Source organism: Geodermatophilus sp. SYSU D00684 (genome assembly GCF_054050455.1).
The window spans coordinates 154,951-167,097 of sequence record NZ_JBJGZI010000009.1 but is presented as its reverse complement, the minus strand read 5'-3'; the positions used below and the strand labels follow the sequence as shown (position 1 = coordinate 167,097).

The window sequence follows — 12,147 nt, the reverse complement described above, 5'->3', positions numbered from 1 at the left end:
GGCCCCCTCCCTCCCGGGAGGGGGCCGCCGTCGCGTGGGCGATGAGTCCGCCCGGTCCGGGCCGTCTCCTCTCCCGACACCCACCGACCCCGGGGAGCACGCGATGTCCTTCCAGGCCTACCTCGACGCGATCGAGGAGAAGACGGGCCTCACCCCGCGCCAGCTGCTCGCGCAGGCGCACGAGCGGGGCCTCGACGCCCCGGACACCAAGGCGGGTGAGGTGGTGGCGTGGCTGAAGGAGGAGCACGGGCTCGGCCGCGGTCACGCGATGGCGCTGGTCCACGTGCTGAGGAACGGCCCGGTCATCGACAGCAGGCACGTCGGCGGCACGGGCTCGCACCGCGACGAGTCCGACACCCTCTGGCTCGACGGCAGGGCCACGAAGCCCGCCGGGTGACGGGCCGCGCGGGGTCCTCCCGCTAGAGGCGGCAGGCGTGGATGCTCGTGACGAGGATGGCGCGGGCGCCGAGCTCCCAGAGCTCGTCCATGACCCGGTTGGTGTCCGACTGGCGGACCATCGCGCGCACCGCCGACCAGCCCTCGGTCTGCAGCGGGCTCACCGTCGGGCCCTCGAGGCCGGGGGTGAGCTCGGTGGCCCGGGCCAGCAGCTCGTTGGGGCAGTCGTAGTCGAGCAGCACGTACTGGCGGGCCACGAGGACCCCGCGCAGCCGCCGCCGCAGCTGGGCGACGGCGGGGATCTCCTCCGCGCCCTCACGGCGCACGAGCACCGCCTCGCTGGTGAGCACCGGCTCGCCGATGATCCGCAGGCCCGCCGCGCGCAGCGTCGTCCCGGTCTCGACGACGTCGCACACGGCGTCGGCCACCCCGAGGCGGCAGGCGGTCTCCACCGCGCCGTCGAGCTTGACCACGCCGGCCTTGATGCCCGACTCGTCGAGGTACCGCTGCAGCAGCACCGGGTAGGCGGTGGCGATCCGCCGTCCGGCCAGCTTCTCGACCGAGTCGATGCCCGACTCGACGGGGCTGGCGAACCGGAACGACGAGCGGCCGAAGCCCAGCGGCATGACCTCGACGGCGGTCGGGCCCCCGCCGTCGGCCGGCGCGGTCTCCAGCAGCATGTCGCGGCCGGTGATGCCGACGTCGAGGGTGCCGGCGGCCACGTAGACGGCGATGTCGCGCGGGCGCAGGTAGAAGAACTCGGTGTCGCTCTCGGGGTCGTAGACCGCGAGGTCCTTGGTGCTGCGCCGCTGGCGGTAGCCGCTCTCGGCGAGCATCGCGGCCGCGGGCTCGCTCAGGACGCCCTTGTTGGGCACGGCGATGCGCAGCACTGGGTGGCTCCTTCGTTGAGTGCTCGTCCGATGGTCTCTCGGCCCTCCTGCAGGGTCCCGCCGCGAGCGGGCGAGCGGTGGGGGGCAGGAGGGTCCTTCCTCAGAGGTGGGTGTAGACGTCGTCGAGGGTCAGCCCGCGGGCGAGCATGAGGACCTGCACCCGGTAGAGGAGCTGGCTGATCTCCTCCGCCGTCCGCTCGGGCCCCTCGTGCTCGGCGGCCATCCAGGACTCCGCCGCCTCCTCGACCACCTTCTTGCCCGCCGCGTGCACGCCGTCGCGGACGGCGGTCACCGTGCCCGACGCGGGGTCGCCCGCGGCGACCTTGGCCGACAGCTCGGCGAACAGCTCGTCGAAGCGCTTCACGCCAGGCCCTGCCCGACGGCCGGGGTGACCTGGAAGCCGGTGGACTGCCGCGGCCCGCGGAGGTCGCGGAGGGTGAGCGCGGTGGCCAGGGCGGCGACGGCGGCCTCCCAGCCCTTGTCCTCCGCGGAGCCGGGCAGGCCGGCGCGGTCGCGGGCCTGCTCCTCCGTGTCGCAGGTGAGCACGCCGTTGCCGACGGGCGTGCCGGCGTCCAGCGCCACCCGGGTGAGGCCCGCGGTGACCGCGTCGCAGACGTACTCGAAGTGCGGCGTGCCGCCGCGGATGACGACGCCGAGCGCGACGACGGCGTCGTGCCGCTCGGCCAGCGCCTGGGCGACCACCGGCAGCTCCACCGCGCCCGGCGCCCGGACGACGGTCGGCTCCCCGATGCCGCTGGCGCGGGCGGCCTCGACGGCGCGGGCGAGCAGCGCGTCGGTGATCTCGGCGTGCCAGGTGGTCGCGACGATGCCCAGCGTCAGCCCGGCGGCGTCGACCGCCTGCGCCTCGGGGCGTCCCTGTCCGCTCACGCTGCCTCCTCGCTGGCGCTCGTCGACCGCGTGCGCGGACCCGCTGCTGTGCCCCTCGGTGAACTCGCCAGCTCGTTCACAGCTGCTGCTCCCGCCGGCCCAGCGGGACGTCGGTGCCGGGGACGGTGGCGTGCTCACCGGCGGGGACGTCGGCGGGGCCGGACTCGGTCTCGGGCTCGATGATGTCGAGCAGGTGGCCCATCCGGTCGCGCTTGGTGCGCAGGTAGGACAGGTTCTCGGCGGTGACGTGGCTGGGCAGCGGGACCCGGCCGGTGACCTTGAGGCCGTAGCCCTCCAGGCCCGCGCGCTTGGCCGGGTTGTTGGTCAGCAGCCGCATGGTGTGCACGCCGAGGTCGACGAGGATCTGCGCGCCGGTGCCGTAGTCGCGGGCGTCGGCGGGCAGGCCGAGGTCGAGGTTGGCGTCGACGGTGTCCACGCCGGCGTCCTGGAGCTGGTAGGCCTGCAGCTTGTGCAGCAGGCCGATCCCCCGGCCCTCGTGCCCGCGGATGTAGAGCACGATCCCGCGGCCCTCGTGCGCGACGGCGGCCAGCGCGGCCTGCAGCTGGGGGCCGCAGTCGCAGCGCAGCGAGCCGAAGACGTCGCCGGTGAGGCACTCGGAGTGCACGCGGACGAGCACGTCCTCGCCGTCGCCGATGTCGCCGTAGACGAAGGCGACGTGCTCGCGCTCGTCGTAGGAGCTGCGGTAGCCCACCGCGGTGAAGGTGCCCGGCGCCAGCGGCACGGTGGCCTCGGCGACCCGCTCGACCAGCTTGTCGAACCGCTTGCGGTAGGCGATGAGGTCGGCGATGGAGATCAGGCACAGGTCGTGCTCGTCGGCGAAGACCCGCAGCTCCTCGGCGCGGGCCATGCCGGTCGGGTCCTTCTCGCTGACCAGCTCGCACAGCGTGCCCGAGGGGCGCAGGCCGGCGAGGACGGCGAGGTCGACGGCGGCCTCGGTGTGCCCGGGCCGGCGCAGCACGCCGCCGTCCTTGGCGCGCAGCGGCACGATGTGCCCGGGGCGGGCGAGGTCGGCCGAGGAGGTGTCCGCGGCGGCGAGCAGCCGGATGGTGTGCGCGCGGTCGGAGGCCGAGATGCCGGTGGTCACGCCCTCGCGGGCGTCGACGGTCACGGTGTAGGCGGTGCCGCGGCGGTCCTGGTTGACCCGGAACATCGGCGGCAGGTCCAGCCGGTCCGCGTCGGCCTCGGTGACCGACACGCAGATGTAGCCCGAGGTGTACCGGACCATGAAGGCCACGAGCTCGGGGGTGGCCAGCTCCGAGGCGAAGATGAGGTCGCCCTCGTTCTCGCGGTCCTCGTCGTCGATGACGACGACGGGGCGGCCGTCCTTGACCGCCGCGATGGCGCTCTCGACCGTGTCCAGGCGGACTGCTCCGCTCATCGTCGCGCTCCCAGCAGACGTTCCACGTACTTGGCGATCACGTCGACCTCCAGGTTGACCGGGTCACCCGGGGCGCGGCCGCCCAGCGTGGTCTCCCGGAGGGTGGCGGGGATGAGGCTCACCTCGAACCAGGGCTCGGGGTCGTCGGCCGCGCTGAGGGCGCTGACCGTGAGCGAGACGCCGTCGACGGTGATCGAGCCCTTCTCGACGACGTAGCGCGCCAGCTGCGGCGGCAGCGCGACCCGGACGACGTCCCAGTGCTCGCTCGGCGTGCGCGAGACGACCGTGCCGACGCCGTCGACGTGGCCCTGCACGACGTGCCCGCCCAGGCGCCCGCCGGCGGCGACGGCGCGCTCGAGGTTGACCGGGTCGCCGTCGCCGAGGGTGCCGAGGCTGCTGCGGCGCAGCGTCTCGGCCATGACGTCGGTGGACCACACGGAGCTGCCGTCGGCGTCGGGCTCCACGCCCGTGACGGTGAGGCAGACGCCGTTGACCGCGATCGAGTCGCCGAGGCGCACGTCCTCGAGCACGCGGCGGGCGCGGATGCGCAACACCGCGGCGTCGGCGGACTCCTCGCGCGCGGCGAGGGAGCCGACCTCCTCGACGATGCCCGTGAACACGTCAGCCCCTCTCGTCCGCGACCGGTCGGTCTCCAGTGTGCCGGGTCGGCCGCAGGCGGATCTGCGCGTCCCCGCCCAGCAGGGTGACGTCCCGGACCTCCAGGGTCAGCGCCGCGCCGATCGTGCTGATTCCCAGGTCCCCCACCAGCGAGGGACCGGCGCCCAGCAGCTTCGGCGCGAGGTGGACGACGGCCTCGTCGACCAGGCCGTCACGGAGGAAGGCGGCGGCCAGCGTCGGGCCGCCCTCCAGCAGCACCCGGCGCACGTCGCGGTCGAACAGCTCGGCGAGCAGCTCGGCGGGGCCGGCCGCGCGGCTGACGTGGGTGGGCGCGGAACCGTCGAGCACCCGCGCGGTGGCCGGCAGCCGGCCGCGGCGGTCGTGCACCACGCGCAGCGGCTGGCGGGCGGCGTCGCGGCCGTCGGCGTCGCGGACGGTGAGCTGCGGGTCGTCGGCCAGGGCGGTGCCCGACCCGACGACGACCGCGTCGCACGTGGCGCGCAGCGCGTGCACGGCGGCGCGGGCCGTCGGGCCGGTGATCCAGCGGCTGGTCCCGTCGGCGGCGGCGACCCGCCCGTCGAGGGTGGCGCCGACCTTCCAGACGACGAACGGCCGGCCCGCGCGGACGCCGGTGAGCCACGCGGCGAGCGCGCCCTCCTCGGCGGCCTGCCGCTCGACGCCCACCTCCACGTCGACACCGGCCGCGTGCAGCCGCTCGGCGCCGCCGACGGCCAGCCGGGTGGGCTCGGGCACGGCGACGACGACCCGGGCGATCCCGGCGGCCAGCAGCGCGTCGGCGCAGGGGCCGGTGCGGCCGGTGTGGGCGCACGGCTCGAGGGTGACGACGGCGGTGCCGCCGCGGGCGCGCTCACCGGCCTGGCGCAGCGCGTGCACCTCGGCGTGCGGCCCGCCGGGCGGGGAGGTGGCGCCCTCCCCCACGACCGCGCCGTCGGCGTCGAGGACGACCGCGCCGACCGGCGGGTTGGGACTGGTGCTGCCGAGGACGCTCTCGCCGAGCGCGCGCGCCCTCACCATGGCGGCCTGCTCGGCCGGGGTGACCGTCACCCGGCGGCCGCCGCCGTGGCCTGGGCGCGCAGCGCGGCGATCGCGCGGGCGGGGTCGTCGGCGCCGTAGACGGCCGAGCCCGCGACGAAGACGTCGGCGCCTGCCTCGGCGGCCCGCTCGATGGTGTCGGCGTTGATGCCGCCGTCGACCTCGACCAGCAGCCGCAGGTGGCCGGTGTCGACCAGCTCGCGGGCGCGGCGGACCTTGGGCAGCACGTCGGCGATGAACGCCTGGCCGCCGAAGCCGGGCTCGACGGTCATGACGAGGAGGGTGTCGAAGTCGCGGAGGACGTCCTCGTAGTCCTCCAGCGGCGTGCCGGGCTTGATGGCCAGGCCGGCCAGGGCGCCGGCGGCACGGATGTCCCGGGCGACGTCGCGGGGGTCGCCGGTGCAGGCCTCGGCGTGCACGGTGACGTTGCGGGCGCCGAGCTCGGCGTACCCGGGCGCCCAGCGCTCGGGCGCCTCGATCATCAGGTGGCAGTCCAGCGGGATCGGGCTCACCGCCTGGATCGCCTCGACCACCGGCCGCCCCAGGGTGAGGTTGGGGACGAAGTGGGCGTCCATGACGTCGACGTGCAGCCAGTCGGCGTCGGCGACGCGGGCCACCTCGTCGGCCAGCCGGGCGAAGTCCGCCGAGAGCAGGCTGGGGGCGATCATCGGGGTCCGGGCCACGTCGTCCGAGTCTAGGCAGCCGGTGATCACCCCCTCGCGGCGCCGCCGTCCCGCTACCGTGCCGCCCGTGTCGGACACCGGGGTGGCCGCGCGGGTCGCCGCACCGTGCCTGGCCGGACGCGGGCGCCCGGGCGACTGGTCGATCTGCGGTCCGGCCGTCCGTGCGGGGCTGCTGCTCGACCTCGGGCTGGGCGGCCGGGTGACCCAGACGGCCGACAGCGTCGTCGACCGCTCCCCGACCGGGTCCGCCGCGGCCGACCGCCTGCTCGCGGCGATCGCCGCCGGGCCGGAGCGGTCCCTCGACAGCTGGGTCGAGGACGGGCCGGTCGGCCTGCGCGACGTCGCCGACGCGGAGGTCGCCGCCGGCCGCTGGGACCGGCGGCGGCTGCGGTGGCGCCGGGACCGGTTCCTGCCCCACCGCGAGCGGCTCGACGTCGACCGCACCCGGGACCCCGGCTCGCTCGACGGCCGGTGGACCGCCGCGGACGCCGCCGTCGCCGCGGTGGCCCTGGCCGCCGGGCTGCGCGGCGGCGGCCCGGTGCCGCCGGAGCCGGAGCTGGTCGCCGCCACCGGTGCCGCGGCGTGGCTGTGCGGGCCGGTCACCGGGCACCTGCACGCCACCGCCCGCCGCTACCGCACGCAGGCCACGGCGCTGCGCGCGGGCGACGCGCCGGGCCCGGCCTGACCGGCGCTCAGCCGCGGTCGGGCAGCGCGGTCCACTCGGCCCAGGACAGGTCGCGGCCGACGAAGCGCGGCGCCCGCAGCGGCCACTCCGCGGCGAGCCAGCGCGGGACGAAGGCGTCCAGCGCCGCCTCGACCTCGGTGCCGGCCAGGCGGTCGACCACCCACCAGGACACCTCGGCGTCGGCGTCGCCGGCCTTCTCCGGCGGGTCGACGTAGGCGCAGCCGAGCAGCTCGGTCTCGTCCTCGTCGAGCAGCGCGTAGTTGAAGCTCTCGTGCGCCTCGATCTCCCGCTCGTGGCGGGCGAGGTCCTCCCGGTCCTGCTCCTCGGTCATCGTCGCGGGCGGCCAGCCCCACGCCTCGCCGTAGATGCCCCACAGCCGCTCGCGGGAGCCCATGACGGCGGGGAAGTCGATGGCGGTGTCGGCCGCGCGGATGGGGCGCAGGTGCTGACCGGTGGGCAGGTCGGCGCGGAGGGGGTGGACGAAGTCGTCGGGGAGCCAGGAGTCCGAGGGCGTGGGCACGGCGGGGCAGGCTAGGCGACGGACGCCGGTCGTGGGGCCCCGCGCGTCTCAGCGGGTGCGGCGCAGCAGGGCCAGGAACATCGCGTCGGTGCCGTGCCGGTGCGGCCACAGCTGCCCGTACGGGCCGCGCTCGATCCCGGGGACCTCGGGGAACAGCGGCGCCACCGGGAGCACCTCGACGTCGTCCCGCGCGGCCGCGGCGTCCGCGACCGCGACGGTCTCGGCGGCGTGCGGCGAGCAGGTCACGTAGGCGACGACGCCGCCGGGGCGCACCGAGGCCAGCGCGCGGTCGAGCAGCGCGGTCTGCAGGTCCACCAGCGGGCCGACGTCGTCGGGCGTGCGCCGCCAGCGCACCTCCGGACGCCGGCGCAGGGCGCCCAGCCCGGTGCACGGCGCGTCGAGCAGCACCCGGTCGAACGAGCCCGGCGCCCACGGCGGCTCCCGCCCGTCGGCGACGAGCACCTCGACGTCGTCCTCCCCCGCCAGCGCCCCGCGGACCAGCTCGGCGCGGTGCGGCGCGCGGTCGGCGGCGGTCAGGTGCACCCCGGCCGGGCGGACGGCGGCCAGCAGCCCCGCCTTGCCGCCGGGGCCGGCGCAGACGTCCAGCCAGCGCGTGTCGGGGCCCTCCAGCGGCGCGCGGGGGAGCAGCAGCGCGGCGAGCTGGCTGCCCTCGTCCTGCACCGCGGCCCGGCCCGCCCGCACCGACGGCAGCTTCCCGGGGTCTCCCCCGCCGAGGCGCACCGCGTACGGCGACCACGGCCCCGGCGTCCCGCCGGACTCCCCGGCCAGCGCGGCGCGGTCCACGTGCCGGGCGACCAGGTGCACCTCGGGCGCGGCGTCGTCGGCGAGCAGCGCCTCCTCGAGCTCGGCGTCGCCGCCCAGCGCCTCGCGCCAGGCCGCCACGATCCACCCGGGGTGGTCGGTGGCCAGCACCAGCCGCCGGTCGCCGTCGGCGCCGAGCCGCTCGAGCCACGCGGCGCGGTCCCCGCCGGTGGCCACCTTCCGCAGCACGGCGTTGACCAGCCCGGAGGCGCCGGCGCCGACGATCGCGCGGGTGAGGTCGACGGTGGTCGCGACGGCGGCGTGCGCCGGCACCCGCAGGTCCAGCAGCTGGTAGGCGCCCAGGCGGAGCAGGTCCAGGACGCGCCGGTCGAGGTCGGCCAGCGGTCGGTCGACCAGCCGGGCCAGCACCGCGTCGAGGGTGCCCTGCGCGCGCAGCGCCCCGTAGGCCAGCTGGGTGGCGAAGGCGGCGTCGCGCGGGTCGAGGCCCCGCTCGCGGAGCAGCTGGGGCAGCAGCAGGTTGGCGTAGGCCTCCCGCGCCGAGACGCCGTCCAGGACGTCGTAGGCGGTCAGCCGGGCGCCGTCGAGGGACGGGCGGCGGGGCGAGCGGTCGCGGCGCCCGCCGCGCGGGCCGGCCGGGCGCCGGGGCGGGCGACTCATGCGCCGAACCGCTCGCCGGGCGCCGGGCGGGCGCCGCGGGCCCAGTCGGCGGCCGGCAGCATCCGCTTGCCCGCGGGCTGCACCTCGCCCAGGCGCACCGAGCCGCGGCCGGTGCCGACGACGACGCCGCTGGGCCCGGCCGACACCTCGCCGGGTGCCAGGGCCAGGGCGGTCGGCAGCGGCTCGACCGGGCCCAGGCGCAGCCGGTCGCCGCGCCAGGTGGTCCACGCGCCGGGCGCGGGGGTCACCCCGCGCACCCGCCGGTCGACGACGTGCGCAGGCAGCTCCCAGTCGACCCGGGCGTCGGCGGTCTCGATCCGCGGGGCGAGGCTGACCCCCTCGGCCGGCTGGGGCCGCGGGACGAGGGTGCCGGCCGCGATGCCGTCGAGGGTGGCGACCAGCAGCCGGGCGCCGCTGACCGCGAGCCGGCCGAGCAGGTCACCGGCGGTGTCGCGCGGGCCGATCGGCTCGGTGACCAGGCCGAAGACCGGGCCGGTGTCCAGGCCCTGCTCGAGCCGGAAGGTGCAGGCGCCGGTGACCTCGTCGCCGGCCATGACCGCGTGCTGCACGGGCGCCGCGCCGCGCCAGGCCGGCAGCAGCGAGAAGTGCAGGTTGACCCAGCCGTGCGCGGGCAGCTCCAGCGCCGCGGGCGGGACCAGCGCGCCGTAGGCGACCACCGGCGCGCAGTCGACGGCGAGGTCCGCGAGCTGGGCGAGGAACTCCGGCTCGCGCGGCGACCGGGGCTGCAGCACCGGCAGGCCGGCGGCGTCGGCGCGCTCGGCCACCGGGGAGCGGCTGACCTTCCGGCCGCGGCCGGAGCGGGCGTCGGGCCGGGTGAGCACGGCGGCCACCTCGTGGTCGGAGGCGAGCAGCGCCTCCAGCGAGGGGACGGCGGCCTCGGGCGTCCCGGCGAACAGGAGCCTCAGTGGGGGCTCACCTCCACGCGCGGGACCCAGGCGGCCATGCCGGCCCACTCGGCCTCGGCCAGCGCGGCCCGCGCCGCGGCGGCGGCCTCGGGGTCGAGCCGGTCGACGAACACGACGCCGTCGAGGTGGTCCACCTCGTGCTGCACCGCGCGGGCCAGCAGGTCCGAGCCCTCCACCCGCACCGGGTCGCCGTGCACGTTCCAGCCGGTCGCGACGACGTGCAGGTGCCGCCGGCAGTCGAAGCGGAAGCCCGGGATGGACAGGCAGCCCTCGGGCGCCTCCTCGGTCTCGTCGCCGACCAGGTCGACCGAGGGGTTGACCAGGTGGCCCACCTCGCCGTCGACGTACCAGGTGAAGACCCGCAGCCCGACGCCGATCTGCGGCGCGGCGAGCCCGGCGCCGCCGGCGGCGTGCATGGTGTCGGTCAGGTCCGCGACGAGCCGGCGCAGCTCCGCGTCGAAGTCGACGACGGGCGCCGCGGGCCGGTGCAGGACCGGGTCGCCCAGCAGCCGGATGGGGGTGACGCTCACCCGCCCAGCGTAGGTGGGGGCGTGCGGGGACCCGTCACACCAGGTCGAGCGGGTCGAGCTGGACGCGCACGTGCTCGGGCGCCTTGCGGGCGCTGCGCACGCCCTGCACCTCGGCCAGCGCGGTCGCCAGCGCCAGGCCCTCGGTGCGCGGCACCCGCACGAGGTAGCGCTCGCGCTCGCCCTCCTGCCCGGGCCGCGGCGGCTCCGGCACCGGGCCGAGCAGGTCGGCGTCGTCGGGCAGCCGCGCGGCGCCGAGGAACTCCGCCAGCGCCGCCGGCGACCCGGACAGCGCGGCCATCCGGGTGACCGGCGGGAAGCCGAGCTCGCGGCGGTCGGCGAGCTCGCGCTCGGCCAGCCAGCCCGGGTCCCAGCGGACCAGCGCCTGGACGACGGGGTGCGCGGCGTCGGCGGCGACGACGACCGAGCCGTGTGCCCGCACCAGCGTGGCGGCGTTCATCCAGCGGCGCAGGGTCTCCTCCCCCGCCCGCAGGTCCGCCCGCCCGAGCAGCGCCCACGAGTCGAGCAGCAGCGCGGCGCCGTAGCCGCCCTCGGCGACCGGCTCGGCGCCCGGGGTGGCCACGACCAGCTGCGGCCCGGCGGGCACCGACGGCAGCACGCCGGAGCCGCGCCCGGACACCCGCACCGGCGCCCCGGGGAACGCCCGGCCCAGCTCCTCGGCGGTGCGGTTGGCGCCGACGACGGAGGCGCGCAGCTTCGTCCCGTGGCAGTGCGGGCAGTCGAAGGTGGCCGCGGGGCGGGCGCACCAGCGGCAGGCCGGCACCCGCGAGCCGCCCGGCCCGGGCGTGGGTGCGATGCCCAGCGGCCCGGAGCAGACCGCGCAGCGGGCCGGCGCCCGGCAGCGGTCGCAGGACAGCCCCGGCGCGTAGCCGGCGCGCGGCACCTGCACCAGCACCGGGGTGCCCTCGGCCAGCGCCGCGCGGGCCACCCGGTGCGCGAGGCTGGGCAGCCGGGCGGTGCGCGCGGCGGGGTCCCGCGCCAGCTCGTGGTCCTCGCCGAGGGCCTGCACCCGCGGGGCGACCGCGCGCAGCGTGGCGCGGTCGGCGGCGAGCTCGTGCGCCCAGCCGCTCTCCACCAGCAGCGCGGCCTCGGCGGTGCGCGCGGTGGCCGCGACGACGGCGGCGCAGGAGGACAGGTGCGCGCGGTGCACCAGCACGTCGCGGGCGTGTGCGTAGGGGGCGCGCGGCTCGGCGTGCAGGTCGTCGCCGTCGTCCCAGATCGCGACCAGGCCCAGGTCGGCGACCGGCGCGAACGCCGCCGCGCGGGTGCCGAGGACGACCTTGGCGCTGCCGCGGGCGGCGTCGAGGAAGCGGCGGTAGCGGGCGTCGGGGGCGGCGTCGGCGCGGAGCACGACGAACGACCCCTTCGGCAGCCGGGCGCCGGCCGCGGCCTCCAGCCGGTCCAGGTCGCGGCCGTCGGGGACGACCACCAGCGCGCCGCGGCCGCCGGACAGCGCCGCCTGGCACAGCTCGGCCAGCCGGGCGGGCCAGTCCTCCCCCGGCAGCGCCGTCCACACCGCGCGGGCGGGCCGGCCCTCGGCGACGGCGGCCAGCAGCGCCGGCCCGGTCGGGTAGCGGGCGAAGCCGGCCGGGTCCGGCGGCGCCGGCGGGTCGGCGGGCTCGGCCGGCGGGCGCTTCTCCGCGGCGGCCCGCCGCGGCGGGACGGCCAGCCGCAGGACGTCGGTCAGCGTGCCGGCCCAGCGCTGCGCGACCGAGCGGGCCAGCGCGGCCACCTCGGGGGTGAGCACCGGCTCGGACGAGACCAGCTTGGCGAGCGGGGCGAGCGTGCGGCCGGACTCGCTGACGTCGGTGAGCTCGAGGACGAACCCGTCGACCAGCTGCCCGGCGAAGCGCACCCGCACCCGGCAGCCGGCCCGGACCTCGCCGGCCATCTCGTCCGGGACCGCGTAGTCGAAGGCCCGGTCGAGGTGGGCCAGCGGCACGTCGACGACGACCCGGGCCACGCGTTTCGGCCCCGCGCGGAGGCTCGCCCCGAGCTCGCGAGGGGTGAGGGGCGCGGGGTCCTTCGACAGCGCTGTTCTCCGTTCGGCGGGGTCGTGTCGCAGCAGTGTCCCCGCCGGGTCCGACGATCCTGGCCCCGC

At 77.8% G+C, this 12,147-nt stretch carries 14 protein-coding genes; 2 read left to right on the top strand and 12 right to left on the bottom strand.

Annotated features, from left to right (window positions below; all coding sequences use genetic code 11):
* Positions 1 to 103: 103 nt before the first annotated feature.
* Positions 104 to 397, top strand: a complete 294-nt coding sequence (locus tag ACI79L_RS08830; protein ID WP_456936424.1) for a DUF4287 domain-containing protein — start codon at positions 104 to 106, stop codon at positions 395 to 397.
* A gap of 22 nt (positions 398 to 419) precedes the next feature.
* Here the strand turns inward: ACI79L_RS08830 and hisG are convergent, their stop codons facing one another.
* The 7 genes from hisG to rpe form a co-directional block, all read right to left on the bottom strand.
* Entirely contained in the window at positions 420 to 1,286 is an 867-nt protein-coding gene (gene hisG, locus ACI79L_RS08825) for an ATP phosphoribosyltransferase (RefSeq protein WP_456936423.1), read from the bottom strand.
* 100 nt (positions 1,287 to 1,386) lie between these two features.
* Positions 1,387 to 1,650 (bottom strand): phosphoribosyl-ATP diphosphatase, encoded by a 264-nt coding sequence (locus ACI79L_RS08820; RefSeq protein ID WP_387986919.1) that lies wholly within the window; start codon positions 1,648 to 1,650, stop codon positions 1,387 to 1,389.
* Positions 1,647 to 2,174, bottom strand: coding sequence for a 6,7-dimethyl-8-ribityllumazine synthase (gene ribH / locus ACI79L_RS08815; protein WP_456936422.1), 528 nt, complete (start codon positions 2,172 to 2,174; stop codon positions 1,647 to 1,649). Before ribH ends, ACI79L_RS08820 begins: the two co-directional genes overlap by 4 nt.
* Before the next feature lie 76 nt (positions 2,175 to 2,250).
* On the bottom strand, positions 2,251 to 3,573 hold the full coding sequence (locus ACI79L_RS08810) for a bifunctional 3,4-dihydroxy-2-butanone-4-phosphate synthase/GTP cyclohydrolase II (RefSeq protein WP_456936421.1): 1,323 nt from the start codon (positions 3,571 to 3,573) through the stop codon (positions 2,251 to 2,253).
* Positions 3,570 to 4,193 (bottom strand): riboflavin synthase, encoded by a 624-nt coding sequence (locus ACI79L_RS08805; protein WP_456936420.1) that lies wholly within the window; start codon positions 4,191 to 4,193, stop codon positions 3,570 to 3,572. The genes ACI79L_RS08810 and ACI79L_RS08805 overlap by 4 nt, the downstream gene beginning before the upstream one ends.
* A 1-nt stretch (position 4,194) precedes the next feature.
* On the bottom strand, positions 4,195 to 5,256 hold the full coding sequence (gene ribD / locus ACI79L_RS08800) for a bifunctional diaminohydroxyphosphoribosylaminopyrimidine deaminase/5-amino-6-(5-phosphoribosylamino)uracil reductase RibD (protein ID WP_456936419.1): 1,062 nt from the start codon (positions 5,254 to 5,256) through the stop codon (positions 4,195 to 4,197).
* Positions 5,253 to 5,927, bottom strand: coding sequence for a ribulose-phosphate 3-epimerase (rpe, locus tag ACI79L_RS08795; RefSeq protein WP_456936418.1), 675 nt, complete (start codon positions 5,925 to 5,927; stop codon positions 5,253 to 5,255). The genes ribD and rpe overlap by 4 nt, the downstream gene beginning before the upstream one ends.
* Positions 5,928 to 5,994: 67 nt before the next feature.
* Between rpe and ACI79L_RS08790 the strand changes: the two genes are divergently transcribed.
* Positions 5,995 to 6,612 (top strand): GPP34 family phosphoprotein, encoded by a 618-nt coding sequence (locus ACI79L_RS08790; protein WP_456936417.1) that lies wholly within the window; start codon positions 5,995 to 5,997, stop codon positions 6,610 to 6,612.
* 7 nt (positions 6,613 to 6,619) lie between these two features.
* Here the strand turns inward: ACI79L_RS08790 and ACI79L_RS08785 are convergent, their stop codons facing one another.
* Genes ACI79L_RS08785 through ACI79L_RS08765 form a run of 5 tightly spaced genes read right to left on the bottom strand, consistent with a single transcriptional unit; the run spans position 6,620 to position 12,009 of the window.
* The gene (locus ACI79L_RS08785) at positions 6,620 to 7,132 is read right to left on the bottom strand and encodes a hypothetical protein (RefSeq protein WP_456936416.1); all 513 of its coding nucleotides are present in this window, start codon (positions 7,130 to 7,132) and stop codon (positions 6,620 to 6,622) included.
* Between the two features lie 48 nt (positions 7,133 to 7,180).
* Positions 7,181 to 8,572, bottom strand: a complete 1,392-nt coding sequence (locus ACI79L_RS08780; protein ID WP_456936415.1) for an RsmB/NOP family class I SAM-dependent RNA methyltransferase — start codon at positions 8,570 to 8,572, stop codon at positions 7,181 to 7,183.
* Positions 8,569 to 9,546, bottom strand: coding sequence for a methionyl-tRNA formyltransferase (fmt, locus tag ACI79L_RS08775; protein WP_456936414.1), 978 nt, complete (start codon positions 9,544 to 9,546; stop codon positions 8,569 to 8,571). The genes ACI79L_RS08780 and fmt overlap by 4 nt, the downstream gene beginning before the upstream one ends.
* Complete coding sequence (def, locus tag ACI79L_RS08770; RefSeq protein ID WP_456926792.1) at positions 9,495 to 10,028, bottom strand: peptide deformylase; 534 nt, start codon at positions 10,026 to 10,028, stop codon at positions 9,495 to 9,497. The genes fmt and def overlap by 52 nt, the downstream gene beginning before the upstream one ends.
* A 34-nt stretch (positions 10,029 to 10,062) precedes the next feature.
* Positions 10,063 to 12,009, bottom strand: coding sequence for a primosomal protein N' (locus ACI79L_RS08765; RefSeq protein ID WP_456936413.1), 1,947 nt, complete (start codon positions 12,007 to 12,009; stop codon positions 10,063 to 10,065).
* Positions 12,010 to 12,147: the final 138 nt, after the last annotated feature.